Annotated in this window: 28 protein-coding genes and 1 tRNA gene; 11 read left to right on the top strand and 18 right to left on the bottom strand. The window is 59.5% G+C overall.

Going from position 1 to position 25,946, the window contains the following annotated elements:
* Positions 1 to 11 precede the first annotated feature (11 nt).
* The gene (locus AC56DI_RS08985; protein ID WP_496345858.1) at positions 12 to 3,068 is read left to right on the top strand and encodes a multidrug efflux RND transporter permease subunit; all 3,057 of its coding nucleotides are present in this window, start codon (positions 12 to 14) and stop codon (positions 3,066 to 3,068) included.
* Between the two features lie 68 nt (positions 3,069 to 3,136).
* On the opposite strand, the gene gloA is transcribed toward AC56DI_RS08985, so the two are convergent.
* On the bottom strand, positions 3,137 to 3,529 hold the full coding sequence (gloA, locus tag AC56DI_RS08980; protein WP_496345857.1) for a lactoylglutathione lyase: 393 nt from the start codon (positions 3,527 to 3,529) through the stop codon (positions 3,137 to 3,139).
* A 178-nt stretch (positions 3,530 to 3,707) separates the two neighbouring features.
* Here gloA and AC56DI_RS08975 point away from each other — a divergent pair, with 178 nt between their 5' ends.
* Positions 3,708 to 4,382 (top strand): OmpA family protein, encoded by a 675-nt coding sequence (locus AC56DI_RS08975; RefSeq protein ID WP_496345856.1) that lies wholly within the window; start codon positions 3,708 to 3,710, stop codon positions 4,380 to 4,382.
* A gap of 69 nt (positions 4,383 to 4,451) precedes the next feature.
* Here the strand turns inward: AC56DI_RS08975 and AC56DI_RS08970 are convergent, their stop codons facing one another.
* A complete protein-coding gene (locus AC56DI_RS08970) occupies positions 4,452 to 5,669 on the bottom strand; it encodes an argininosuccinate synthase (RefSeq protein WP_496345855.1) in 1,218 nt (405 codons plus the stop codon).
* A gap of 128 nt (positions 5,670 to 5,797) precedes the next feature.
* Positions 5,798 to 6,700, bottom strand: a complete 903-nt coding sequence (locus AC56DI_RS08965) for a flagellar protein MotY (RefSeq protein WP_496345854.1) — start codon at positions 6,698 to 6,700, stop codon at positions 5,798 to 5,800.
* Between the two features lie 175 nt (positions 6,701 to 6,875).
* On the opposite strand from AC56DI_RS08965, the gene pyrC reads away from it, so the two are divergent.
* Together pyrC and rnt are read left to right on the top strand one after the other, a co-directional pair.
* Positions 6,876 to 7,922: a dihydroorotase gene (gene pyrC, locus AC56DI_RS08960; protein WP_324518003.1), complete on the top strand. Its 1,047-nt coding sequence runs from the start codon at positions 6,876 to 6,878 to the stop codon at positions 7,920 to 7,922.
* Positions 7,919 to 8,593 (top strand): ribonuclease T, encoded by a 675-nt coding sequence (rnt, locus tag AC56DI_RS08955; protein ID WP_324518004.1) that lies wholly within the window; start codon positions 7,919 to 7,921, stop codon positions 8,591 to 8,593. Before pyrC ends, rnt begins: the two co-directional genes overlap by 4 nt.
* Before the next feature lie 33 nt (positions 8,594 to 8,626).
* Here the strand turns inward: rnt and AC56DI_RS08950 are convergent, their stop codons facing one another.
* The 9 genes from AC56DI_RS08950 to queA all read right to left on the bottom strand — a co-directional run bounded on the left by AC56DI_RS08950 (position 8,627) and on the right by queA (position 16,231).
* On the bottom strand, positions 8,627 to 8,968 hold the full coding sequence (locus AC56DI_RS08950; RefSeq protein WP_496345853.1) for an FKBP-type peptidyl-prolyl cis-trans isomerase: 342 nt from the start codon (positions 8,966 to 8,968) through the stop codon (positions 8,627 to 8,629).
* Positions 8,969 to 9,045: 77 nt separating this feature from the next.
* Positions 9,046 to 9,354 carry a ribbon-helix-helix domain-containing protein gene (locus AC56DI_RS08945; protein ID WP_324518006.1) on the bottom strand — a complete coding sequence of 103 codons (309 nt, stop codon included), beginning with the start codon at positions 9,352 to 9,354 and terminating at the stop codon, positions 9,046 to 9,048.
* Positions 9,355 to 9,416: 62 nt separating this feature from the next.
* Entirely contained in the window at positions 9,417 to 10,001 is a 585-nt protein-coding gene (locus tag AC56DI_RS08940) for a DJ-1/PfpI family protein (protein ID WP_324518157.1), read from the bottom strand.
* Between the two features lie 126 nt (positions 10,002 to 10,127).
* On the bottom strand, positions 10,128 to 10,673 hold the full coding sequence (locus tag AC56DI_RS08935; protein ID WP_324518007.1) for a glycine zipper 2TM domain-containing protein: 546 nt from the start codon (positions 10,671 to 10,673) through the stop codon (positions 10,128 to 10,130).
* A gap of 130 nt (positions 10,674 to 10,803) precedes the next feature.
* Entirely contained in the window at positions 10,804 to 11,715 is a 912-nt protein-coding gene (gene secF / locus AC56DI_RS08930; protein WP_422587637.1) for a protein translocase subunit SecF, read from the bottom strand.
* 13 nt (positions 11,716 to 11,728) lie between these two features.
* Complete coding sequence (gene secD / locus AC56DI_RS08925; RefSeq protein WP_422587636.1) at positions 11,729 to 13,597, bottom strand: protein translocase subunit SecD; 1,869 nt, start codon at positions 13,595 to 13,597, stop codon at positions 11,729 to 11,731.
* A gap of 62 nt (positions 13,598 to 13,659) precedes the next feature.
* Positions 13,660 to 13,998 (bottom strand): preprotein translocase subunit YajC, encoded by a 339-nt coding sequence (gene yajC / locus AC56DI_RS08920; protein ID WP_422587635.1) that lies wholly within the window; start codon positions 13,996 to 13,998, stop codon positions 13,660 to 13,662.
* Positions 13,999 to 14,051: 53 nt separating this feature from the next.
* Positions 14,052 to 15,167 carry a tRNA guanosine(34) transglycosylase Tgt gene (gene tgt, locus AC56DI_RS08915; RefSeq protein ID WP_324518011.1) on the bottom strand — a complete coding sequence of 372 codons (1,116 nt, stop codon included), beginning with the start codon at positions 15,165 to 15,167 and terminating at the stop codon, positions 14,052 to 14,054.
* Between the two features lie 14 nt (positions 15,168 to 15,181).
* Entirely contained in the window at positions 15,182 to 16,231 is a 1,050-nt protein-coding gene (gene queA, locus AC56DI_RS08910; protein WP_496345852.1) for a tRNA preQ1(34) S-adenosylmethionine ribosyltransferase-isomerase QueA, read from the bottom strand.
* Positions 16,232 to 16,341: 110 nt separating this feature from the next.
* Between queA and AC56DI_RS08905 the strand changes: the two genes are divergently transcribed.
* The 4 genes from AC56DI_RS08905 (at position 16,342) to AC56DI_RS08890 (ending at position 18,638) form a co-directional block, all read left to right on the top strand.
* Positions 16,342 to 16,426 (top strand) — tRNA-Leu (locus AC56DI_RS08905).
* Between the two features lie 166 nt (positions 16,427 to 16,592).
* Complete coding sequence (locus tag AC56DI_RS08900; RefSeq protein ID WP_496345851.1) at positions 16,593 to 17,834, top strand: tyrosine-type recombinase/integrase; 1,242 nt, start codon at positions 16,593 to 16,595, stop codon at positions 17,832 to 17,834.
* A gap of 39 nt (positions 17,835 to 17,873) precedes the next feature.
* Entirely contained in the window at positions 17,874 to 18,302 is a 429-nt protein-coding gene (locus tag AC56DI_RS08895; RefSeq protein WP_496345850.1) for a hypothetical protein, read from the top strand.
* 162 nt (positions 18,303 to 18,464) lie between these two features.
* Positions 18,465 to 18,638 carry a hypothetical protein gene (locus tag AC56DI_RS08890; protein ID WP_496345849.1) on the top strand — a complete coding sequence of 58 codons (174 nt, stop codon included), beginning with the start codon at positions 18,465 to 18,467 and terminating at the stop codon, positions 18,636 to 18,638.
* Between the two features lie 97 nt (positions 18,639 to 18,735).
* On the opposite strand, the gene AC56DI_RS08885 is transcribed toward AC56DI_RS08890, so the two are convergent.
* The 5 genes from AC56DI_RS08885 to AC56DI_RS08865 form a co-directional block, all read right to left on the bottom strand.
* Positions 18,736 to 19,083 (bottom strand): HAD domain-containing protein, encoded by a 348-nt coding sequence (locus AC56DI_RS08885; protein WP_496345848.1) that lies wholly within the window; start codon positions 19,081 to 19,083, stop codon positions 18,736 to 18,738.
* Entirely contained in the window at positions 18,980 to 19,648 is a 669-nt protein-coding gene (locus AC56DI_RS08880) for a metallophosphoesterase (protein ID WP_496345847.1), read from the bottom strand. Before AC56DI_RS08880 ends, AC56DI_RS08885 begins: the two co-directional genes overlap by 104 nt.
* A gap of 9 nt (positions 19,649 to 19,657) precedes the next feature.
* On the bottom strand, positions 19,658 to 20,626 hold the full coding sequence (locus AC56DI_RS08875; protein ID WP_496345846.1) for a hypothetical protein: 969 nt from the start codon (positions 20,624 to 20,626) through the stop codon (positions 19,658 to 19,660).
* A 94-nt stretch (positions 20,627 to 20,720) separates the two neighbouring features.
* A complete protein-coding gene (locus tag AC56DI_RS08870) occupies positions 20,721 to 20,963 on the bottom strand; it encodes a hypothetical protein (protein ID WP_496345845.1) in 243 nt (80 codons plus the stop codon).
* Positions 20,964 to 21,101: 138 nt separating this feature from the next.
* The gene (locus AC56DI_RS08865; RefSeq protein WP_496345844.1) at positions 21,102 to 22,031 is read right to left on the bottom strand and encodes a site-specific integrase; all 930 of its coding nucleotides are present in this window, start codon (positions 22,029 to 22,031) and stop codon (positions 21,102 to 21,104) included.
* A gap of 665 nt (positions 22,032 to 22,696) precedes the next feature.
* On the opposite strand from AC56DI_RS08865, the gene AC56DI_RS08860 reads away from it, so the two are divergent.
* Genes AC56DI_RS08860 through AC56DI_RS08850 form a run of 3 tightly spaced genes read left to right on the top strand, consistent with a single transcriptional unit; the run spans position 22,697 to position 25,668 of the window.
* On the top strand, positions 22,697 to 22,912 hold the full coding sequence (locus AC56DI_RS08860) for a helix-turn-helix transcriptional regulator (protein WP_496345843.1): 216 nt from the start codon (positions 22,697 to 22,699) through the stop codon (positions 22,910 to 22,912).
* A complete protein-coding gene (locus AC56DI_RS08855) occupies positions 22,913 to 23,797 on the top strand; it encodes a toprim domain-containing protein (RefSeq protein ID WP_496345842.1) in 885 nt (294 codons plus the stop codon).
* Entirely contained in the window at positions 23,794 to 25,668 is a 1,875-nt protein-coding gene (locus AC56DI_RS08850) for a DUF927 domain-containing protein (RefSeq protein WP_496345841.1), read from the top strand. The genes AC56DI_RS08855 and AC56DI_RS08850 overlap by 4 nt, the downstream gene beginning before the upstream one ends.
* Positions 25,669 to 25,706: 38 nt before the next feature.
* Here AC56DI_RS08850 and AC56DI_RS08845 read toward each other — a convergent pair.
* Positions 25,707 to 25,946 (bottom strand): hypothetical protein (locus AC56DI_RS08845; RefSeq protein ID WP_496345840.1); only part of this gene is annotated, 240 nt, incomplete at its 5' end.

Genomic DNA, 25,946 nt, shown 5'->3' with positions numbered 1-25,946 from the left:
GACCTTTTTTCATGGCTTTTACCGATCCCTTTATCCGTCGCCCAGTGCTGGCCACGGTGGTCAGTCTGTTGATCGTGCTGCTCGGCTTGCAGGCCTTCAACAAACTGACCATCCGCCAATACCCGCAGATGGAAAACGCCCTGATCACGGTGACCACCGCCTATCCGGGCGCCAACGCCGAAACCATCCAGGGCTATATCACCCAACCCCTGCAGCAAAGCCTGGCCAGCGCCGCCGGCATCGACTACATGACCTCGGTGAGCCGACAGAACGTGTCGATCATCTCGATCTATGCGCGCATCGGCGCCGACAGCGATCGCTTGTTCACCGAGCTACTGGCCAAGGCCAGCGAAGTGAAGAACCAACTGCCGGCCAACGCCGAAGACCCGGTGCTGAGCAAGGAAGCCGCCGATTCCTCCGCGCTGATGTACATCAGCTTCTACAGCGATGAGTTGAACAACCCGCAGATCACCGACTACCTGTCGCGGGTGATCCAGCCCAAGCTGGCCACCTTGCCTGGCATGGCCGAGGCCGAAATCCTCGGTAACCAGGTGTTCGCCATGCGCCTGTGGCTGGACCCAGTCAAGCTCGCCGCCTTCGGCCTGACCGCCAATGACGTCAACGAGGCGGTGCGCAAGTACAACTTCCTGTCCGCCGCCGGCGAGGTCAAAGGCCAGTACGTGGTCACCAGCCTCAACGCGGAAACCGACCTGAAATCCGCCGACGCCTTTGCCGCCATCCCGCTGAAAACCCTCGGCGACCGCCGGGTGCTGGTGCGCGACGTGGCACGAGTGGAAATGGGCGCGGAGAACTACGATTCGATCAGCTCCTTCGACGGCATCCCGTCCGTATATATCGGCATCAAAGCCTCACCCAGCGCCAACCCGCTGGACGTGATCAAGGAAGTGCGCAAGGTCATGCCACAACTGACCGCTCAGCTGCCGCCCAACCTGAAAGTGGCGATTGCCTACGACGCCACCCGCTTTATCCAGGCCTCCATCGATGAAGTGGTGCAGACCCTAATCGAGGCGGTGCTGATCGTCATCGTCGTGGTGTTCCTGTTCCTCGGCGCGTTCCGCTCGGTGCTGATCCCGGTGATCACCATCCCGCTGTCGATGATCGGCGTGCTGTTCTTCATGCAGCTGATGGGCTACTCGATCAACCTCCTGACCCTGCTGGCCATGGTCCTGGCGATCGGCCTGGTGGTGGACGACGCCATCGTCGTGGTGGAGAACATCCACCGCCATATCGAGGAAGGCAAAACCCCGTTCAATGCGGCCATCGAAGGCGCCCGCGAGATCGCCGTGCCGGTGGTATCAATGACCATCACCCTGGCAGCGGTGTACGCCCCCATCGGCTTCCTTGAAGGCCTGACCGGCGCCCTGTTCAAGGAGTTTGCCCTGACCCTGGCCGGTGCCGTGGTGATCTCCGGCATTGTCGCCCTGACCCTGTCGCCGATGATGTGCTCGGTGCTGCTGCGCCACGAGGAAAACCCCTCGGGCCTGGCCCATCGCCTCGACCAGATTTTCGAGCGTCTGAAGCAGCGCTACCAGCGCGCCCTGCACACCACCCTCGACACCCGCCCGGTGGTGCTGACCTTTGCCGCCATCGTGCTGTGCCTAATCCCGCTGCTGCTGATGTTTACCGAGAAGGAACTGGCACCGGACGAGGACCAGGGCATCGTGTTCCTGATGGCCACCGCACCGCAGCCGACCAACCTCAATTACCTGAATGCCTACACCGATCAGTTCGTAACCTTGTTCAAGGAATTTCCCGAGTACTACTCGTCGTTCCAGATCAACGGTTTCAACGGCGTGCAGGCCGGCATCGGCGGCTTCCTGCTCAAGCCCTGGGACGAGCGCCAGCGCACCCAGATGGAGATCCTTCCGGAAGTGCAGGCCAAGCTCGGCCAGATCCCCGGCCTGCAGATCTTCGGCTTCAACCTACCGTCCCTGCCCGGCACCGGCGAAGGCCTGCCCTTCCAGTTCGTGATCAACACCCCCAACGACTACGAGTCGCTGCTGCAGGTGACCGAGCGGATCAAGCAACGGGCCCAGGCCTCGGGCAAGTTCGCCTTCCTCGACGTCGACCTGGCCTTCGACAAGCCGGAAGTGGTGGTCGAGATCGACCGCGAGAAAGCCGCGCAAATGGGCGTGTCCATGGAAGACCTCGGCGGTACCCTGGCCACTCTGCTGGGCGAAGGCGAGATCAACCGCTTCACCATCGACGGCCGTAGTTACAAGGTGATCGCCCAGGTGGAACGCGCCTACCGCGACAACCCCGACTGGCTGCGCAGCTACTACGTGAAGAACGGCCAGGGGCAGATGCTGCCGCTGTCGACCCTGATCAAAGTGCATGACCGCGCCCGGCCGACCCAGCTCAACCAGTTCCAGCAGCTCAACTCGGCGATCATCCAGGGCTTCCCGACCGTGAGCATGGGCGATGCCATCGAGACGGTGCGGCAGATCGCCACTGAAGAGGCGCCGCCGGGCTTTGCCTTCGACTATGCCGGCGCCTCGCGCCAGTACGTGCAGGAAGGCAGCGCCCTGTATGTCACCTTTGGCCTGGCGCTGGCGTTGATTTTCCTGGTGCTGGCGGCGCAGTTCGAGAGCTTCCGCGACCCGCTGGTGATTCTGGTGACCGTGCCACTGTCGATCTGCGGTGCGCTGATCCCGCTGTTCCTCGGTTTCTCCAGCATGAACATCTACACCCAGGTCGGCCTGGTGACCTTGATTGGCTTGATCACCAAGCACGGCATCCTGATCGTCGAGTTCGCCAACCAGTTGCGCCGCGACAAAGGCCTTGGGCCGCGTGCAGCGGTCGAAGAAGCGGCGGCCATTCGCCTGCGTCCGGTACTGATGACCACCGCGGCGATGGTCTTCGGCATGCTGCCGCTGATCCTCGCCAGCGGTGCCGGTGCGGTCAGCCGTTTCGACATCGGCCTGGTGATCGCTACCGGCATGTCTGTCGGCACCCTGTTCACCCTGTTCGTACTGCCCTGCGTGTACAGCGTGCTGGCCAAGCCAAACCTCGACGGCGCGGCAGCGCCCCAGAGCGCGCACACCTAAGCTGCCACCGCAAAAAAAGGCCCCGTCCAGCGACTAACTGGACGGGGCCTTTTGTTTTGCCGAGAGACTCAGTCGCGGCGCGAAGGCGACAACAGCTCGATCTTGTAGCCGTCCGGGTCTTCGACAAATGCCAGGATGCTGTTGCCATGCTGCATCGGCCCGGCTTCGCGGGTGATCTTGCCACCGCGGGCGCGGATGTCCTCGCAGGCCTTGTAGACGTCGGCCACTTCCAGGGCGATATGGCCGTAGCCGCCGCCCAGCGCGTATTCACTTACGCCCCAGTTGTGAGTCAACTCAATCACGCTGTTGTGCGCCTCGTCGCCATAACCGACGAAGGCCAGGGTGAACTTGCCGTCCGGGTAGTCGTTGCGACGCAGCAGGGTCATGCCCAGCACCTCGGTGTAAAAGGCGATGGATTTGTCCAGATCGCCGACGCGCAGCATGGTGTGCAAAATTCGCATGGTGGTTCCCTCAGCGATAAATCAGTGGCGCATTGTGAACCGCCAGACTTGCCAGGCCAAGCAGCAACGGCCCTGCGACCAACGGCGCGCTACCGCCCTTGCCTATCGGTCTGTGACAGGAAAGACTGCGCCCCTCTGGCGCCGGCCGCTTGGCAGCGCACCTTTCAGGAAACACTGCATGTCACCCAAACTCGTTTTAGCCATGGTTCTGGTCATGCTCGGCGGTTGCGCCCACTCCGGCGCCGCACCCGACAAAAGCGGCACGGCCAAACGCTGGTGGCCATTCGACAACACCAGCGCCAGCAAAATCGCCGCAAATCCGACCCTGGCGGCGCCCAAATATGATCAGAAATGGCTGAATGAATACGAGCCACGCCTGCGCGAAGCCCTGCAAGGTAGCGGCTTCGACCTGGAGCGACGCGAGGATGTGCTGCTGGTAACCATGCCGGTAGAGGGCAGCTTCAATCCGGACCGGCCGCAACTGCTACTGCCGACCAAACTCGGCCCGCTCACGCGTATGGCCAAGCTCGCCGAGCAAGACCCGCAAGGTGCTGCCGTGTTGATCCTCGGTCACGCCGACAGCAGCGGCAAACTGGAATTGAACCGGCGGATCAGCGAACAGCGGGCTCAGGCGGTTGGCGGCATCTTCCGTCTCAGCGGCTTCGAGCGTGACCGCATGCGCCTCAAAGGTGTGGGTTCAGACATGCCACGCGCCGCCAACGACAGCCCTGAGGGCCGAGCCTTGAATCGCCGAGTGGAAATCCTGCTGGCGCCCAAGGCCAACCTAGTAGCCCTGCTGCAGCAGTACCTGCGCCCGCCGACCCCAGCCAAACTGGCCAGCAGCAAACCCTGACTCACCAGCCAAAATCAGCAGACAAAAAAACGCCCCGCAAAAGCGAGGCGTTTTTTCTACCGGCAGCCGTTAGAACAACTTACGGCCTTTACCAGCAGCGATACGCATGCGCAGCGCGTTGAGCTTGATAAAGCCCGCCGCGTCGGCCTGGTTGTAAGCACCGCCGTCTTCTTCGAAGGTGGCGATGTTGGCATCGAACAGCGAGTCGTCGGACTTGCGCCCGGTGACGATGACGTTGCCCTTGTACAGCTTCAGGCGCACAACGCCGTTCACATGCTCCTGGGAGGCGTCGATCATCTGTTGCAGCATCAGACGCTCCGGGCTCCACCAGTAGCCGGTGTAGATCAGGCTGGCGTACTTGGGCATCAGCTCGTCTTTCAGGTGGGCCACTTCGCGGTCCAGGGTGATCGACTCGATGGCGCGGTGCGCGCGCAGCATGATGGTGCCACCTGGGGTCTCGTAGCAGCCACGGGACTTCATGCCGACATAACGGTTCTCGACGATGTCCAGACGGCCGATGCCGTTGAGACCGCCGATGCGGTTCAATTCAGCCAGCACGGTGGCCGGGGTCATCTCAACGCCGTCGATGGCAACAATGTCGCCCTTGCGGTAGGTCAGCTCGATGTAGGTGGCCACGTCCGGTGCCTTTTGCGGGCACACGGTCCATTTCCACATGTCTTCTTCGTGCTCGGTCCAGGTGTCTTCCAGCACGCCGCCTTCATAGGAGATGTGCAGCAGGTTGGCATCCATGGAGTACGGCGACTTCTTCTTACCGTGACGCTCGATCGGAATGCCGTGCTTCTCGGCATAGTCCATCAGCTTCTCGCGTGACAACAGATCCCACTCGCGCCACGGAGCGATAACCTTCACGCCCGGCTTCAGCGCGTAGGCGCCCAGTTCGAAACGGACCTGGTCGTTGCCTTTGCCGGTGGCGCCGTGGGAGATGGCGTCGGCGCCAGTCTCGTTGGCGATCTCGATCAGACGCTTGGCGATCAGCGGACGGGCGATGGACGTACCCAGCAGGTACTCGCCTTCGTACACGGTATTGGCGCGGAACATCGGATAGACGAAATCACGCACGAACTCTTCGCGCAGGTCGTCGATGTAGATTTCCTTGACGCCCATGGCCTGAGCCTTGGCGCGGGCCGGTTCGACCTCTTCGCCCTGGCCGAGGTCGGCGGTGAAGGTCACCACTTCACAGTGATAGGTGTCTTGCAGCCACTTGAGGATCACCGAGGTATCCAGGCCACCGGAATAGGCCAGAACTACCTTCTTAACGTCCGTCATGCCATCAACTCCACGGGTTGTACGGAAAACCCGCGATTCTACCGGCCGCGACAGCTTATTTACAGGGGCGCGACACGCGATGACGACGAAGCGACGGCTTGTGCCGCACTGCTGACCGTCTGCTGCCGTCAGGAGGTGGCGCCCGCCTCACCCTTGGCAGCCGCGGCTGGCGGCGCTTCCTGCACGGCCTCACGCTCCAGTTGCAGGCTCACACGGCGATTTTTGGCGCGATTGGCCTCGTTGTTATTTGGCACCAGCGGATAGCGTTCACCGTGAAAACGCAGGGTGATCTGCGCTTCGGGCACGCCATTGGCCTTCAGGTACTCCATCACCGCCAATGCTCGACGGCGCGACAGGTCGCGATTGCTCAGGCGATTGCCGCTGTTGTCGGAGTGGCCATCGAGGTTGATGCGATTGACCGTCGGGTCGGCCTTGAGGAATTGCAAAATGATGTCCAGCTTGGCCTGGGCCAACGCATCGACCACCACCCCTGACGGGAAACCAATCTGCGCTTGTTTGATCTGATCGAAATTGACCGGCAGCAGCTTGGCCGTGCAGCCAAGGTAGTCTCGGTAAGCCTGGGCGAACTTGACCGGCAGGACGCGCACTTCCAGCGCATCGTTGCCGTGCTGGGTGCGCATCCGCACCAGCGGGCTGCGCCCTTCCAGCAAGCCGGTGAGCAAGCGCCCAGCCTGCAACTGATTGCTGCTGACCGGCTGGCCAGCCGCCACCCGCACTGCACCCAGGTTGATATCTCCACGTCCCGGCTGCCAAGGCGCCGCCGCGGCCAGCAAGGTGCCGGAGCCGTTACCTAGCCAGTGCTCATGGCCATTGATACGAAAAATCACCGACTCACCCGCACGGCGCACAAACTCACCGCTGCCAAAATCGCTGATCGGCTGCGACAAGCGACACTCGAACTGATCCCCTGCCACCGTCCACTGCACCGCCTCCAGACGCGTCTGGAAGGTAATGGCGGTGGCTGGCAGGCTGACGAGCAGACTGAGCAGGACGAAATAGCGCTGATGCACAGCAGGCTCCACAAGGGATTACGGCATTCCTCTCAGTATCGGTGCAGCGCGGCAAAACTTAAGCGCTGGGGCGACTTTTTCCCGTCCCACGGTGCTTTCAGACAAACAGCGGCGTGCCGGCGCAGGGCTTTTCCGGTAGCATGTTCAACCAGTTTTACCCGCCTGGAACCCCTTCATGTCTGACCGCCTGACCCTGCTGCGTCCCGACGACTGGCACATTCACCTGCGCGACGGTGCCGTGCTGGCCAATACCGTGGCCGATGTGGCCCGCACCTTTGGCCGCGCCATCATCATGCCCAACCTGGTGCCGCCGGTACGCAACGCCGCCGAAGCCGACGCCTACCGCCAGCGCATCCTTGCCGCACGGCCTGCCGGCAGCCAGTTTCAGCCGCTGATGGTGCTGTACCTCACCGACCTGACCTCGGCCGCCGACGTGCGCGCCGCCAAGGCTTCGGGCTTTGTGCATGCCGCCAAGCTGTATCCGGCCGGTGCCACCACCAACTCGGACTCGGGCGTCACCAGCATCGACAAGATCTTCCCGGCGCTGGAAGCCATGGCCGACGTTGGCCTGCCGCTACTGGTGCACGGCGAAGTGACGCGCAGCGAGATCGACGTGTTCGACCGCGAAAAAGCCTTTATCGATGAGCACCTGGTGCGCGTCGTAGAACGCTTCCCAAGCCTGAAAGTGGTGTTCGAACACATCACCACCGGCGACGCGGTGCAGTTCGTCAACAGTGCCTCGGCCAATGTTGGCGCCACCATCACCGCCCATCACCTACTCTACAACCGCAACCACATGCTGGTCGGCGGAATTCGTCCGCACTTCTATTGCCTGCCGATTCTCAAGCGCAACACCCACCAGGACGCCCTGCTGGATGCGGCCACCAGCGGCAGCAGCAAGTTTTTCCTCGGCACCGACTCGGCACCCCACGCCTTGCACGCCAAGGAAGCCGCCTGCGGCTGCGCCGGTTGCTACACCGCCTATGCGGCCATTGAACTGTATGCCGAGGCCTTCGAGCAGCGAAATGCGCTGGACAAGCTGGAAGGCTTTGCCAGCCTGCATGGCCCGGACTTCTACGGCCTGCCGCGCAATACCGACCGCATCACCTTGGTCCGTGAAGACTGGACCGCCCCGACCAGCTTGCCGCTCGGCGAGCAAACCGTTATTCCGCTGCGCGCTGGTGAACAACTGCGCTGGCGCCTGCTGGAGCACACTGCGTGAGCGAAGACCACTACGACGACGAACATGAAGGCGGTAGCGGCGGCGGTGCACGACACCCCATGGCCCAACGCTTTCGCGGTTACCTGCCGGTAGTCGTCGATGTTGAAACCGGCGGTTTCAACTGCGCCACCGACGCCCTGCTGGAAATTGCCGCGACCACCATCGGCATGGACGAAAAGGGCTTCGTGTTCCCCGACCACACCTATTTCTTTCGTGTTGAGCCGTTTGCCGGCGCCAACATCGAACAGGCCGCACTGGATTTCACCGGCATCAAGCTCGATCACCCGCTGCGCATGGCAGTAAGTGAAGAAAGCGCCCTGACTGATATTTTCCGTGGCATCCGCAAGGCGCTGAAGGCCAACGGCTGCAAGCGCGCGATTCTGGTCGGGCACAACAGCAGCTTCGATCTCGGCTTCCTCAACGCTGCTGTTGAGCGCACCGAACTCAAGCGCAACCCGTTCCACCCGTTCTCCAGCTTCGACACCGCCACCCTGGCCGGCCTCGCCTATGGCCAGACGGTCTTGGCGAAAGCCTGCCAGGCGGCGGGCATGGACTTCGACGGCCGCGAAGCCCACTCGGCCCGTTACGACACCGAGAAGACTGCCGAGCTGTTCTGCGGCATCGTCAATCGCTGGAAGGAACTGGGCGGCTGGCACGACTTCGACGACTGAGGTCGCCAGCCTAGGCCCTAGGGCTGACGCCGGTCACTCATCGCGCGTCAGCACTTCCAGCAGTTCGATTTCAAAGATCAGATTGGAGTGGGGTTTGATGTGGGCGCCGAACTGGCGTTCGCCGTAGCCCAGATGGGACGGCACCCAAAGCTTGCGCTTGCCGCCAACCTGCATGCCCATGAGCCCAATATCCCAGCCCTTGATCACTCGACCGGTGCCGATCACGCACTGGAACGGTTTACCGCGATCAAAGGACGAGTCGAACGGCGTGCCATCCTCAAGCCAGCCACGGTATTGGGTGGTGATCAACGCGCCCTTGACCACGGCTTTGCCGTCACCCAGCTGAATATCCTCAACCTGTAATTCGTTACCCATCGCCCACGCTCGATTCATCGCCAGAAGTGGCGGCTGATTATCGCCATGGGCCGCAGACGTGCAAGTGCAACGGCCATTCAGGGCAGTGCACGCCCCGGCACCAGGCTCAACTCGCCCAGGCGCTCGCGGCGCTGGCCAAGAAAGCGCGTGCAACTGACGCGCAGAAAAGACGCGAAGTTGACCACCTCACCGCGGTAATCCATGACTTCGTCATACAGTTTGGTGATCAACTGATTGGTGGTCATGCCATCGACGGCGGCGATTTCGCCGAGGATGTCCCAGAACTGATTTTCCAGGCGCAAGGTGGTGACCACACCACGAATGCGCAACGAGCGGGAGCGCGACTCGTAAAGAATCGGATCCGCTTTGACATACAGCTCGCACATGGATGCCTCCTTGAATAACCGCAGGCGCCACGCACATGGCGCCCACGGTTACCAGTAAACGCTTACAGACTGATCTGGGTACCCAGCAGACCGAGGAAGGCCGCCAGCCAGTTAGGGTGCGCAGGCCAAGCCGGCGCCGTCACCAGATTACCTTGAACATGGGCCTGATCGACGCCGATGTCCATATACTGGCCGCCCGCCAACTGCACTTCCGGGCCACAGGCCGGGTAGGCGCTGCATTCACGGCCTTTAAGCACACCCGCCGCCGCCAGCAACTGGGCGCCGTGGCAGACAGCTGCAATCGGCTTGCCGGCGGCATCGAAAGCTTGCACCAGGGCCAGCACGTCGGCATTCAGGCGCAGGTATTCCGGCGCACGACCACCGGGGATCAGCAAGGCATCGTAGTCAGCCGCCTTGACCTCGGCGAAGTCAAAATTCAGGGCAAAGTTGTGCCCCGGCTTTTCGCTGTAGGTCTGCTCGCCTTCAAAATCGTGAATGGCGGTGCGCACACTCTGCCCGGCCGACTTCCCCGGACACACCGCGTGCACACTGTGGCCGACCATCTGCAAGGCCTGGAAGGGCACCATCACTTCGTAGTCTTCAACATAGTCGCCGACTACCATCAGAATCTTCTTCGCTGCCATGATCGCTCTCCCGTGGGTGTATTCAGTTAGCCCATTGTTCACCCGCTGCTCTTCCACGGGGTAATAGCTGGCTACTACGCGCATAAAAAAAGCGCCCCGCGGGGCGCTTCTTGATCGAACGACGGACGCTTACTCGGCCGCTTTCTGCACCAGCAGCAGCTCGCCTTCCTTGCTCAAGGGGATTTGCGTACCCGGATCACGGTCCATGCGTACCTGGCTGACCTTATCGCCAATCTGGTACTTCACGTCATAACCGACCACGTTTTCACTGGTATCGGTCACCGTGCTGCAACGAGTCTCGGTGGTGGTGTAAGTGTCGTTGGCCTGCATGTTGCCCTGCACCTGATTGCCGGCGTAACCGCCAGCGGCAGCGCCCGCCACAGTGGCGACCTTCTTGCCGGTGCCGCCACCAATCTGATTACCGAGCAGACCACCTGCCAGGGCGCCAACCAGCGTACCGGCGATTTTGTGCTGGTCCTGCACCGGCTTCTGCTTGGTCACCGTCACGTCTTTACACACTTGCCGCGGCGTCTTGATGGTCTCCTTGATCGGCTGTACCGCCAAAACTTCGGCGTACTTCGGCGCACTGTTGATTACGCTGTAGGTCGCCACCGCACCACCCGCAGTGACACCCACCGCACCTAGCACCGCACCCACTAGCATTGATTTGTTCACGCCCGACTCCTGACAACTGTGTGAGGGAGCCTATTCGCTCCCATTCCCGACATTTGACTGCCGATACCTGTAATCAGTTCAGTGCACAAACCGCCGCCTGCCTAAACCGCGAGCGACGTCACAGATGCGTTTAAGGGCGCTCGTCCACTTCCTCGGCCACTACTGGCGGGATCAGGTCGTCGCGGGTCAGCTTGAGCCAGATCAGCAGGATGCTGGCGATATACACCGACGAGTAAGTACCCGCCGACACACCGATAAACAGCGCCAGGGAGAAGCCCCAGAGGTTTTCACCGGCAAAGATCATCAGCGCCACAATCGCCAGCAGGGTCGAAATCGACGTCGCCATGGTGCGCAGCAGGGTCTGGGTGGTGGAGATGTTGATGTTCTCGATCAACTCGGCCTTGCGCAGCAAACGGAAGTTCTCACGAATCCGGTCGAAGACCACGATGGTGTCGTTCAGCGAGTAACCGATGATCGCCAGCACTGCGGCCAGCACGGTGAGATCGAAAGGGATTTCGAAGAAGGAGAACACCCCGAGGGTCACGATTACGTCGTGGATCAACGAGACGATGGCGCCAAAGCCGAACTTCCACTGAAAGCGGAATGCCACGTAGACCATGATCCCGGCCAGGGCCAGCAACATGCCCAGGCCACCCTGGTCACGCAGCTCTTCACCCACGGTCGGGCCCACGAACTCGACGCGCTTGACCGCTGCCGGGTTGCTGGCATCGGCTTCAAGCAGAGCAGCAGCAATCTTGTTACCCAGTTGCGGATCATCGCCAGCCAGTCGCACCAGCACATCGGTGGTCGCGCCAAAGCTCTGCACCACGGCATCTTCATAACCGGCGCCGCGCAGTTGCTCACGCACCTTATTGAGGTCCGCCGGCTTTTCGTAGGCAAACTCGATCAGGGTACCGCCAGTAAAGTCGAGGCCGAAGTTCAGACCTTTGACCGCCAAACTGCCCAGGGAAATCAGGGTCAGGAGAACGGTCACGGCAAACGCCACATGGCGAATGCCCATGAAATTGATTACAGGTTTCATTGTCATCGCCCCTTTAGATCCACAGCTTCTTGAAGTCCCGACCACCAAAAATCAGGTTGGTCATGCCGCGGGTCACGATGACCGCAGTGAACATTGAGGTAAGGATGCCGAGCGACATGGTCACCGCGAAGCCCTTGATCGGCCCGGTGCCCATGGCAAACAGAATGCCGCCGACCAGCAAGGTGGTCAGGTTGCCGTCGACGATGGCCGACAGCGCCCGGTCGAAGCCTTCATGGATGGCGCGCTGCACCGACATGCCATTGGCGATTTCTTCACGAATCCGCGAGAAGATCAGCACGTTGGCGTCCACCGCCATACCCATGGTCAACACAATACCGGCGATCCCCGGCAGGGTCAGCGTAGCACCCAGCATCGACATCAGCGCCAGCAGCACGACCATGTTGAAGCCCAGGGCCACGGTCGCCAGCACACCGAAGAAACGGTAAAGCAGGAGGATGAAAATCGAGACGAACAGGAAGCCCCACAGCGAAGCCTCGATGCCCAACTGGATGTTTTCCGCACCCAGGCTTGGGCCGATGGTGCGTTCTTCCGCGAAGTACATCGGTGCGGCCAGGCCACCAGCGCGCAGCAGCAAGGCCAGCTCGGAGGACTCGCCCTTGCCGTCAAGGCCGGTGATGCGGAACTGACTGCCCAGCGGCGACTGGATGGTCGCCAGGCTGATGATCAGCTTCTCTTCCTTAAAGGTCTGTACCGGCACTTCTTTTTCGACGCCATCCACCATCTGCTTGACGTACTTGGTCAGTGGCTTCTGCTCGATAAAGATCACCGCCATGCTGCGCCCAACATTGCTGCGGGTAGCGCGGCTCATCAGCTCGCCGCCGTGACCATCAAGGTTGATGTTCACCTGCGGACGGCCGTTCTCGTCGAAGCTCGCCTGGGCGTCGGTTACCTGGTCACCTGTGATGATCAGACCACGCTCCAGCGGCACCGGACGACGGCCCGGCTCACGGAATTCAAACGACTCGGTGCTGGCCTTGCCGGCGTCGGCATCAGCCGCCAGACGGAATTCCAGGTTGGCGGTCTTGCCGAGAATACGCTTGGCTTCGGCGGTGTCTTGCACACCCGGCAACTCGACCACGATGCGGTTGGCACCCTGGCGCTGCACCAGCGGCTCGGCCACACCCAGCTCGTTAACCCGGTTACGCACGGTAGTCAGGTTTTGCTTGATCGAGTATTCGCGAATTTCCTGCAGCTTGGCCGGAGTCATCTCCAGGCGCAGCACCTGCAAGCCATTGCGCTCGCTGGTGGTCAAGGCGAAGTCGGTAAAGCTCTTCTGCACCAGGGCACGGGCCTTTTCCAGCGCTGCCTCATCGGTGAAGCCGAGCTGAATAGCCACATCTTGCTGCGGCAGGCTGCGATAGCGCACACGCTCTTTACGCAACAGGCTCTTGACGTCACCTTCGTAGACTTTCAGGCGCGCATTGATGGCCTTGTCCATGTCCACTTCCAGCAGGAAGTGCACACCACCGGACAGGTCCAGGCCCAGTTTCATCGGGCTGGCGCCCAGGTTGCGCAGCCATTGCGGCGTGGTCGGTGCCAGGTTCAGCGCCACCACATAATCATCGCCCAGGGCTTTACGCACCACGTCTTTGGCGGGCAGTTGGTCGGCTTTATCCTGCAAACGCAGCAAGCCAGCCTTCCCCTCTTTACCCAGGCTCGCCGACTTGACGCCGATACCAGCGTCCGTCAGAGCCTTGCTAACCCGATCAAGGTCGGCCTGATTGATCTGCAACGCCGTGCTGGCACCGCTGACCTGAATGGCCGGATCGTCAGGATAGAGATTCGGTGCGGAATAGATAAAGCCGATCGCCAGCACTGCGAGGATCAGCAGGTATTTCCACAGAGGGTATTTATTCAGCATGACGCCGCCCGCTTATGACGCGGGGCGCATTGCGCGCCCCGTCGATGTTAATAGTGTTGAATTCAGATGGCTTTCAGCGTGCCCTTGGGCAGGGTCGCTGCGATGGCCAGCTTCTGGATCTTCAGCTCAACGGTGTCAGACACTTCGATGACCACGAAGTCGTCAGAAACCTTGACAATCTTGCCCGCGATACCGCCGGAGGTGACCACTTCGTCGCCCTTCTGCAAGCCACCCAGCAGGTTCTTCTGCTCTTTGGCGCGCTTGGCCTGGGGACGCCAGATCATCAGGTAGAAAATAACCAGGAAGCCGACCAGAAACACCCATTCAAAACCGGTACCGGCAGGGGCGCCAGCAGCCGGGGCAGCATCAGCAGCAAAAGCAGCAGGAATCAGAAAGCTCATGTAACGCTCCTCTATAGAGACGTGAAAAGTAGGGTCTAAATGCTTGGTCTGGATCAGTCCAGCGGCGGCGTTGGCAAGCCACGACGGGCATAGAAGGCATCCACGAAGGCGGCCAATGTACCCTGTTGAATAGCCTCGCGCAAACCAGCCATCAGGCGCTGGTAATGACGCAAGTTATGGATTGTATTCAACATACTGCCCAGCATTTCGCCGCATTTATCCAGGTGATGCAGATACGCACGGGAGAAGTGCTGACAGGTGTAGCAATCGCAGGTCGGGTCCAGCTTCGAGTCGTCATGCTTGTGCACCGCGTTACGGATTTTCAGCACGCCGGTGTCGACGAACAGGTGGCCGTTACGCGCGTTGCGGGTTGGCATCACGCAATCGAACATGTCCACGCCGCGGCGCACACCTTCAACCAAATCTTCCGGCTTGCCCACACCCATCAGGTAACGGGGTTTGTCGGCCGGCAATTGCGGTGGCAGGAAGTCCAGTACGCGAATCATTTCTTCCTTCGGCTCACCCACCGACAGGCCGCCAATGGCCAGACCGTCGAAGCCGATTTCATTCAAGCCTTCCAGCGAGCGCATGCGCAGGTCCTGGTGCATGCCGCCCTGAACGATGCCAAACAGCGCCGCCGTGTTGTCGCCGTGGGCGATCTTCGAGCGCTTGGCCCAACGCAGCGACAGTTCCATGGAACGGCGTGCCACATCCTCATCGGCCGGATACGGCGTGCATTCGTCAAAGATCATCACGATGTCGGAGCCGAGATCGCGCTGCACCTGCATCGACTCTTCCGGGCCCATAAACACCTTGGCGCCGTCCACCGGCGAGGCGAAGGTCACGCCCTCCTCCTTGATCTTGCGCATCGCGCCCAGGCTGAACACCTGGAAACCGCCGGAATCGGTAAGGATCGGCCCTTGCCACTGCATAAAGTCATGCAGGTCGCCGTGCCGCTTGATCACTTCAGTACCGGGACGCAGCCACAGGTGAAAGGTGTTACCGAGGATAATCTGCGCACCAATCGCCTCGATGTCGCGCGGCAGCATGCCCTTGACCGTGCCGTAGGTGCCCACCGGCATAAACGCCGGGGTTTCCACCACGCCACGGGGAAAGGTCAGGCGCCCGCGCCGAGCCCGACCATCGGTGGCCAGGAGTTCAAAAGACATGCGGCAATTGCCCGTCATAGCTGTTCCTCGGGCCCACGCGGGGCGGGATTGCGGGTAATGAACATGGCATCACCGTAACTGAAAAAGCGATAACCCTGCTCGATGGCGACGCGGTACGCCACCATGGTCTCGGGGTAACCAGCAAACGCCGACACCAGCATCAGCAGGGTCGACTCGGACAAATGGAAGTTGGTCACCAGGGCATCAACCACATGGAAGGGGCGCCCGGGATAAAGAAAGATATCGGTATCACCGCTGAACGGCTTCAACTCGCCATCGCGGGCGGCACTCTCCAGCGAACGTACGCTGGTGGTGCCCACGGCAATCACCCGCCCACCCCGCGCCCGGCAAGCGGCGACGGCAGCCACCACGGCAGCGTCGACCTCCAGCCATTCGCTGTGCATGTGATGGTCTTCGAGTCGCTCAACGCGCACCGGCTGAAAGGTGCCAGCGCCGACATGCAGGGTGACAAAGGCCGTCTCCACGCCCATCTCGCGGATCGCGTCGAGCAACGCCTGATCAAAATGCAGGCCCGCCGTCGGTGCCGCCACGGCGCCCGTGCGGTCGGCGTACACCGTCTGATAGCGCTCGCGGTCGGCGTCTTCATCCGGGCGATCAATATAGGGCGGCAGCGGCATATGGCCGACCCGTTCCAGCAGCGGCAGGACATCTTCACTGAAGCGCAGTTCAAACAAGGCATCGTGGCGCGCCAGCATTTCAGCCTCGGCACCGCCATCAAGAATAATCGTCGAACCAGGCTTGGGCGATTTGCTCGAACGCACATGGGCCAGCACCCGGCGCGTATCCAGCACCCGCTCGACCAACACTTCCAACTTGCCGCCGGACGCTTTCTGGCCGAACAAGCGCGCCGGAATCACTCGGGTATTGTTAAACACCATCAGATCACCCGGACGCAGATACTCCAGCAAATCCGGGAAATGACGATGAGCCAAGGCACCCGTAGTCCCATCCAGGGTCAGCAGGCGGCTGGCGCTACGATCAGGCAATGGGTGACGGGCAATCAGGGCTTCGGGCAAGTCGAAGGTAAAGTCGGCAACGCGCATATAAAGAGGTCGTTTTGCAGGGCCGCAAAGTTTAGCGGAAATAGCGCAATCTGACCACGCAGGTGGATTGACCGACGGCTTTTCCCTCCCTATACTTCGCGCCCATTGTTGCCCTGATGGCGGAATTGGTAGACGCGGCGGATTCAAAATCCGTTTTCGAAAGGAGTGGGAGTTCGAGTCTCCCTCGGGGCACCATTTATCTGTTTCAGCCTGTCTCTGACAGTCTATGAAACCACCTGAAAAGCCCGCCCCGTGCGGGCTTTCTTGTTTCTGGCTATATCCCCCTGTCTATGCCTATGCCTTGACACGGTGTATCCCCACCTGTATCCCTGTGAAAAGCCCTAACTTTGGGATACAGGACATGAAACGCTCTGAGATAAAGCGGCGCCCGCTGGCTGACACCGTACTGACCAGCCTGGAAGCCGAAACCAAGGAATATCGGGAACTAGATGGCAGCAGCCTTTATTTCAGAGTGAAGGCTGACGGCGGCAAATCCTGGCAATTGCGCTACAAAAAGCCGAGCGGCACCTGGGCATGGCTTGGACTGGGGGGCTACCCCGAAGTCAGCGGGGAGCTGGCCCGAAGCAAAGCCGCCGATCTGCGCAAGACCATCAGTGATGGCATCGACCCACTGGAGCAAAAGCGTGCCGCCAAGGTCGCCATTGAAACGGCCAAGACCCGAACATTCCGCGCAGCTGCTGACGACTGGCTGCAAGCCAAAGTAGACAAGGGCCTAGCCGACTCCACCCTCAGCAAAATCCGCACCTACCTGGATAAAGACATACTCCCGGCGCTAGGTGACAAGCCACTGGATGAAATCACCCGCACCGACTGCGCCGCCCTGCAAGCCTCAATCGAAGCACGGGCTGCCCATAACGTGGCCGAGAAGTGCCGCACCTGGGTCAATCAAATATTTGGCCGCGCCATCGGCCTGGGACTTACTGAAAACGACCCGGCCAGCAGGCTGCGCGATATCGCCGCCCCAGCACCCAAGACCCAGCAACACCCTCACCTACTGGAACCCGAGTTACCGGAGTTCCTTAGAGCACTGAAAACCACCACCAGCCGCCTGACGGCCAAGACCGCCGCTTGGCTCTGTATCTGGACGGCATCACGGCCCGGCATGGTGCGCCTGGCCGAGTGGAAGGAAATAGACCTCGATGCCGGCACTTGGACGACACCAGCGGGCAAAATGAAAATGCGCCGGGATCACGTGGCACCCCTCCCCCGCCAAGCCATTGATGCCCTTCGCGAACTCCACCAGCTAACCGGACGCAATCGCTGGCTGTTCCCCGGTGTCGGCCCGAAGAACCCGACCATCAGTGAAAACACCATCAACAAGGTGTTTGCCGGCATTGGTTACAAGGGACGCTTGGTCGGCCACGGCACCCGCCACACGGCCAGCACCCTGCTGCGTGAAAACGGTTGGCCCAAGGATCATATCGAAGCGCAATTGGCCCACAAGGAAGAAGGCATATCCGGCATCTGCAATAAAGCCCAATACTTGGAGCAGCGCACGACCATGATGCAATGGTATGCCGACCACCTAGACAAACTAGCAGCCGGCAACGTGATGCAAGGCCAGTTCGGCAAGGTGGTTTAGCGCTAGTGGGGCAATAGGGTATCAGCTGTGAGGACGCTCATGATAAGCCGTGTTTTTAAACAAGCAGACTCCGAATGCCTGGCTCACGTAGCCTCGATCTACTACGAGGCTCACGCCCGCACAGGTGATCATCGGCAGGCGTTCGTTGAGACCGTGCGTCAGGCTCTGCTTGCGGACTATCAGCCGTACGCCGCCTGGGTGACCACTGCCATGCTGAGAACCGGGCGACCGACCCATGCCGTCATCCTGAAACACCCCGAGGCCGAGAAGGCATTTCCGGTGACGGTGGGCGGCGTGATGATCCAGTGGGCCAACTGGCTGATGGGGACAGAGGCGTACACACCTGAAACCGGGCGCGGCTGGCGACTGATCGAGGGTGAGGCGCTCGATCTGTATATGCGCCGGGCACGGCAGGAGCCTGAGCTGCCGCAGATCGAGATGGACTTTGCGATGGGGATGGAGCCGTGACCAAGCTATCGCCTGAGGAGCGCGCGAAGCGCCTGGAAGCTGGAAATAAAGGACGATCAGGGCATACAGATAGTCAGCGTCTTCGTGGACGGCAAAAAGAAGGCGTGGACGGGCTGCAACCCGGCTAACGGTGTCGTTAAGCCTGTAACCTCTGCGTGTCACGTGATCGATCGTAACGCGGTGATAGCGATACACTGGAATGAGTCGGAAGGCTACCGTGTTGGTACTGCTGCAGGTCCGCGCTTCGGTGGTAATTACGACCTGCCTGGTGAGCAGGCCTTGGATTTCATATCTGGTATGGGTGTAGTGTTTCAGGCCAAAGGTTACAATTTGTAAGAGCGAGGGGTTCAGGTCTGGCTCAGAGAATTACACCATTTTTAGCACCGTCCATGGGAAGGAGGTGATGAGAGTTGCGTCGGCGTTCGACGTATTTTCAGCTTCCGGCCGCCAGCATCTGGCGCAGCAGCGCCTCGATCCGATCATCCAGCCCATCATAGAAAACGCATTCGATCAGCCGGTCCCTGTGCCTGGTGAACTGCCAGCCGGCATCGTCCAGGGCGAGCCACAGCTCGTCGATCCTGCCTGATTTCTCAAGCCAATCCAGAATCTCGCCCTCGCGGCGGGCGGGCAGCCAACCATCGATCCGCTCGGCGATCAGTGTCACACCGATGATCCGATCACGCAGATCCTGAGGGAACAGCTCGCGCAGTTGGTCGAGCGAGAGGTGCTCGCGCCAGAGCGAGCTGATCACCACCCATGAGGTCCTCCCAGCGGTTGGCATACGCGGCATCCATGTGGCCCCTAGCATGGGGGCTATCCTGGAGCGAACGCAAGGTAGGGGCATGATGGGTGATCACTACAGTGCGTCCATCAAAAGGCTCAGCCAATTTGGTGCGCAGCCAATCGCGGGTTTTCACGGACTGCTCAACTAAATCGGCAGGCCGGATACGGCGATAGTTCGCCGTTCTAATCTGCCGAAAATCGTTCATGGCATTTTGGGCGCTGAAGGCGGCAATGGGTGGGTTTCCGGTGGCCGCAAAATCCGTCCACATGGTCGCGCCCAGAAACCGTACGCCGGCCAGAATCACTTCATCCCGATCCAACACGCGAACGCGATCATCCTGAGCAGCCCTTAGTTTTTCCAAGGTACGGGTCAGGTGGCCACCATAAAACTCGTGGTTGCCTGGCACGTACAGCACTGGGACAGAGAAGGATTGCCTGGCCCAATCAACAGCGCGAGTTTTGACGTCAATGTCGCCCGCCAGAATGGCCACATCGCAGTCCAGAGGCTCTGGAATGAACGGACTGAACTCGTTATGCAGGTCGGACAACAGATGGATACGCATAAAAACTTCTCACAGGTAAGCGGCGTTCGACGTATTTTTCTGGTCTCGCCAGACGCGGAACGCTTCCAGCAAATCGCCTTCCGGCCAGCGGCCTTTCTCGACCTGGACGCGCACAAACTCCGCCAAATCAGCGTCATCGACACCCCGTTCGGCGCGCTTGACCCTGCCACTCGCGACGGCCTGGCGAAAGCCATTGCTGATTGCGCGTTCGAGTTCCCGCTCGACCAAGTCCTCGATTTTCTCGTCTTCGGCTGGGCAGCGTTCTAGGAATTTTTCCCAGTCGCGGGAGTAGTAGCCGTCTAGGGCGTGGGTTGCGCCGAGGTTCGCCACCTGGAACCGGGTTGCCCAAGGTTCTGGAATTTCAGAAAACCGCACCAGGGCGCCTCCCTCGACGGTGGCTGGCACTTGGACGCCGATTTCCTCGGCAGTTAGGCCTGCCGCTGGACCCAGTGGGTAGTCTCGGTCAGCACGCCAGACACGCAGAAGGTCTTGGGTCGCCTGCTCCCGCGTGGTCGGGTTGTCGAGCGCCAACAGCGCGTTGTGGCGGGCCAGCTCACGGGTCAGTAGGTCTGACTCAACCGAACCGAATTCGAGGCCGACAGGCTCGGCTTCAGCCCTCTCGCAGACCTCGATATAACCACGCTGTTCGGGCGGGAACGGGGGTGAAGTTCGCCAGCCTGCGTGATCCACGCACCGGGTCTGGTGGTGGGTCAGCGTGCCCAATTCGCCGCAGATTTCGCAGATCGAGGCCGAGGCCTCGCGCAGGGCGTCGAGCAGCTGCAGCTTGGCGAGGTCTTTCGTCAATATCTGAACGGTGAGGGTGCCAGCCTTCTCCTTGATCGACAGGATCGGCTCGCCGGCGGAGATCGCCAAAGCTTTTTTAACCAGATCGAGCCAGCCGCGTCCGGCGCTGATTGACGTCAGTAGTTCGAGGGTGGCCGAGGGTAAGTCGTCCGGTTCGATCAGGAATTTGGGCATGATGCCCTCCAGGATTGGGGCACAGAAGAAGGCGCTGCCCTGGGGCGCGCCATGCGCTCCAAGGCAGCCTACTAGAGGTGGTTGAGCTGCTCAATCAACGACTCATGTCTAGGTCTTGCTGGGTCTGTTCGAGATCGGGAAGCTGCTCGACAACAGGGAAAAAGACCTCAGCAAAGGCTTCGGCGAGCTCCTGCAGAACGCCAACAATCCGCGAGTTTTCACGGGCGTCGTCTGGCGCCAAGGCGTTTGCGATTTTCTGAGGCTCGGCCAGCACTCGCTGCAGCACTTCCTGCTCGCCGTAGTTCAGGTCGATGACGGGTTGTAGGCGTTGGGTCATGGGGGTTACCTCATCAGCGGCTTATGCCGCGGTCTTGGTGGCGGTCATGAGTTTGCTTGAGCGCAGTCGGGGCTGGCTCATCATCCGAGTTTCGGATGATGCTAAGGCTCCGTGCGCGGCCTACGCCACGCCCAAGAATTATCGACGTTTAGTTTTTACAAAAGACGGCTGATCGACAAAAAGTAACTTCGGGTCTCGCACCTCACCGCGCAGAGCTCTATCTGCCTCTACTGCCAGCAAAATGGTTCTCCCTGCGCGACCATTTCGCGCAGAACCGTACCGACTTTTGCTTGCACGACTGACATGACCTAGCGCCAGAGAGATTGCGTCAGGATCGGCTTTTTGCGCTTTTAAATCTGCCGCAAATGCGTGTCTCATGCTGTACGCACTAACCCCTTGAAAGCCCAGTTTCTGCGCGGCTGCAGCAATGGCTTTTTGGAGGCCAAGCCCCTGCTTAGGTTCCACGACAATATGGCCGCCCCTGTGCACAACAGCTTGGCGAAGTTGTTCGGCAAGCCCACCGCGCAGGGTCAGACGTCGCCATTCTTGGCCGGCATTCGTATGTTCGCTTACCTTGGCGCCTTTGATTAGAACTTCCAAGGTGCCGTCTGGCAGGGCTAGAAGCTCAACAGGTTTTCCCATTTCCTCAGGCCTGGCACCGCAGAGCGCCAATATCATGCAGTGGTTACGATGTTTAACAGGAATCGTTCCAACTAACAGTTCACGCCAGTTGGTCGGCAACCCCGCCAGTGAACCGCGCTTGGCTTTTGAGTTTATCTGTGGCTTTTGGGGGAGATTGTATTGCTCTTGAGTCAGTAGTTGAGCTGCATAGTTTCTAGCCAGCACTCGTGCTGCTGCGCGAGCCTCGGCGGTGGGGGCGTGCTCTGATTCGCGTAATGCCTCGGACAACCAATGCGCCATAAATACACGCCAGGCTGCCCTCACCGCAGATGGGTTGCGTAGCTGTCTAGCGGTCGCGTAATCGTGCCAGTGAGCACCATCAAGGCGCAGCATAATTTGACGATATTCCGCTTTGGTTGACTCGGCTAGACCGTTGTAGCGGTCCAAGATCGGCTTGGCGATTGCTCGGAGTGCTCCCCGATCTGACGGCGCTGCGGCTGTCTCAGGACTCTTTGCTGAGCTGTCTGATTTTTTATCTGGTCGCCTCATAAATTCCCCTGCTTACCCCGATTGCGCCGTTATCTACGCTGCGCTCCGAAAGCCGCAACTACCGCATAAATATTGCTTACCCCCCCATTTTTGGCCGCCATTCTGGCCACCAAAAATGGGTAAATAATTCTCAGCTTAGCCAGCATGACGCTCTTCGACTTACCGACAATCCTGAGACTTAACAAGACGCCTTGTTATGCAGTTGTATATATAAAAGCATTTATTTATTTGAGAGTATTTTCATACCAAAAGTCTTGCTTTCCACTGGCTATCTGCAGGCAGCATGTACCAACAATTTAGAATTGGTCAAATTATTTAACTCATAAGAAATTCGGCTAAGCGATTACTGAAAAGTCACGATGAATAGCGCCGCAGGCCGCGTATGCTTTAGCAATTGCGATAGCACAACATATTATTTAATTAAGCAATTGCGATAGTAAAACACACCAATTAATTAATTAAGAAAAGTTAAAAATAGCGCTTGCCTAGCCTGCTTTTTTAGTCTTTTAATTTGTTTGCGCGCAGCCATCCAGATCAACTCCACTCAATATTAGAGGCTACACATGACCCAGAAAGTATGCGTTATACGAATGAAAGAAGTTGCGCGATTAACCGCTCTTCGGCCCGCAACGATATATAAAAAATTGAAAACTGACCCAACGTTTCCAAAGCGATTTCCGCTCAGCGACAGCACCGCTCGAGGTGCACCCGTGGGGTTCGTCCTCAGCGAAATAATTCAGTGGATTGAGACCAGAATTGCTAAGCGCGAGGCCAAGTAAATGCGCAGACTCAGCACAAATTTGCACGGCTTTCACACCGCCCTACAGTCCGTATTTGGCCCCCTCGACTGGTGGCCCATAGCAGATGGCGGCATCCACCGGTTCCACGCTCCTGGCGACAAACCCGGCTCTCGTAATGGGTGGTACCTGGTGTTCAGTGGAGACGTTTCTGCAGGGTGTTTCGGCAGCTGGAAAACTGGCGTGACTACGTACTGGAGCAGCAGAACGACTGGCGATCCCCTTGAGTCAAATTTGATTCGCCAGCGTATTGATCAGGCCCGCTTACAGCGAGATACCGAGTTGCTGCAGCGCCAGGCGACAGCTGCTGCATCTGCCCGTCAGCTATGGGATGGAGCTGATAGCGCTGACCCACAGCACCCCTACCTCGTTGCAAAGGGCTGCCCCCCAACGGGGCTGCGTCAGTGTGACGAATGGTTGCTAGTGCCGCTGTATCACGCAGGTGAGATAGTCAGTATGCAACGCATAGGGCTGAATGGTGACAAGCGGTTTTTGGGGGGCGGTAGAACCAAAGGAGCCGCCGCATTACTGGGCACAATTGCGGCTGGAGAACCGCTGTATATCTGTGAGGGCTGGGCCACAGGCAGCACTCTCCACGCCGCAACTGGCGCTGCTGTGGCCTGCGCGATGTCGGCGAACAATTTACTTGAAGCCGGGCTTCATTTACGAAGCCGGCACCCGAATAGCCACTTGATAGTAGCCGGCGATGATGACCGCCTGACGGAGGGGAACCCTGGCCGTAGATTCGCCCACATCGCGGCCCAGCAACTCGGCTGCGGGTTGATCCTGCCACCCTGGCCTGTGGATGCACCGCTCCACCTGACCGACTTTAACGATCTGCGCCAGTGGCAGGCGGCCTGCATATGAGCGGGGTCCAGGACAATAACGACGTATTCCAGCCCAATGGCGGAACTGACAGCACCCGCGGAACCGTTAGCACCCAGGCCTCCTTCGTTGGTTCCGTGACCGAAGTCACTGACGGAACCGACGGAACCGCTCCAGGTGAAAAGTTAACCCTTATCCCAGCGGCGCTGCATCCAGAACCGAAGCGACCGGGATTTCAGGTTTACGATCATCCTGCGAGGTGTCCATCGAGGACCTATCTGCCCGGAGTTTGGTTACATGAATCTCGCGATAGTAATGAAGACACGGCGCCCCGCAATCGCTGGATTTGCTCACCGCTGCATGTTGATGCAATCACTAATTGTGACGGTGGCGAGTTCGGCCGCCTCCTGCGCTTTCGCACTAGTCTAGGGCGCTGGCGTGAATGGGTCATGCCGATGCGTTTACTCAAAGGGGGTGGAGAGGAGTTGCGCGGAGAACTTCTTGATATGGGGGTGGAAATTGATCCGGACGCATTTCGAATACTGAACCGCTACATTCAGAGCCAGCATCCGCAGCGCGAGGTCATTACGGCGTCCGCTACCGGTTGGCATTCATCCACGCTGTTTGTAATGCCTCGACAAAACATTGGACAAGGCGATGCCATGTACCAAAGCGAGGCAGCAAATTTTGAGGATTTCCGCCAGTCCGGCACGCTGCAAAGCTGGCAAACGGAGATTGGTGCTCGCTGCGACGGCAACCCGCTGTTGATGCTAGGTGTGTGCGCCGCGATGGCCGGACCATTGCTATACCACCTGAATCGTCAAAGCGGAGGCTTTCATATTGTTGGCGACAGCTCGACCGGGAAAAGCACTGTTATTCAGGCTGCAGCTTCGGTATGGGGTAATGGTGAGCAATTTAAACGATCGTGGCGCGCCACGGGCAATGGCCTAGAGGGCATCGCTGCACAACGTAATGACACATTACTGGCACTGGACGAAATCGGAGAGGCTGACCCCCAAGAGATAGGGGCAGTGGTTTACGCCCTGGCAAATGGTGTAGGAAAGGCTAGGGCAAATCGAACTGGTGCAGCCCGTGCGACCAGACGATGGCGGGTAGTTGTATTTTCCTCCGGTGAGTTGGGGCTGTCGGCTCACATGGCTGAAGGAGGTCAACTCAGCCGAGCCGGCCAGGAAATTCGCTTACTGGATATACCAGCACAACGCACATTCGGCGCGTGGGATGACCTACATGGCCTGCCTGGAGGTCGGGAATTTTCCGATACATTGCAGAAAGCCAGCGTTACACATTATGGGCACGCTGGTCCGCTATTTATTAGTCGATTACTGGAGTCAGGCGAGGTTGATGGCCTGCACGCAATGTCTGCGGCGTTGGTTGCTCAGTACCCCCACAGCAGTGGTCAGGAGGGCCGAGCGGCAGAGCGTTTTGCTCTGCTGGCACTGGCTGGTGAACTGGCCATACGGTGGAGTATTTTGCCTGCGCCCTGCGGAACAGCGCAGGCTGCAATGCTTGAACTATTCGAGTCTTGGCGCGCGGGCCGAGGACATGGTTTGAGTGAGGACACCAAAATCCTGCGCAGCCTAGCTGATTTCCTTAGTCGTCACGGAGATGCGTTGTTTTCTGCCATTGGAAGTGATGCTGTGGTCAGGGATCGCGCTGGCTGGTGGCGGGATGATGGGAACACCCGCATGTGGCTGCTCACTTCGGAAGGCCTGCGCCGCGCAGTGCCTGGCTATGAAATGAAACGAGTTCTCACTGCGCTAGACACGGCCGGCTGGATTGCTCAGCGGAGCGTTAAGGAACGCGCGAAAAAGGTGAAGGTGAATGGACAGTCTCTCTGGCTATATCACTTGGTACCAATAGAGGAACTACCCGCTCTCAATCCAAGTCCATGACCGTCTGTAGGTTCCGTCGGTTCCGTCAGCATAAAAACTCACGGAACCACCACAGACCTTGCCGCTGCGAGTGGTTCCGCGTGTTCCGCCAGTACCGCGCGAAGTATTAGTTTGCGTGTACTCCAGATAAAGCTCTGCTCATGGATAGAAGCTTCTATGTTGCCGCTGACCGAAAACTGACCCAGTAGAGGCTGTTCTGCCGACTGAAAACTGACCCAGGTGTTCAACTGCTTCTGCTCAATTTTTGAGCAGGAGAACACAGGGTGATCAGTATGGAA

This window comes from Pseudomonas sp. BGA-UO-ETr-WB11 (assembly GCF_059567785.1).
Note: the sequence above shows the minus strand (reverse complement) of the source record. Positions and strands in the feature narration are given on the sequence as shown.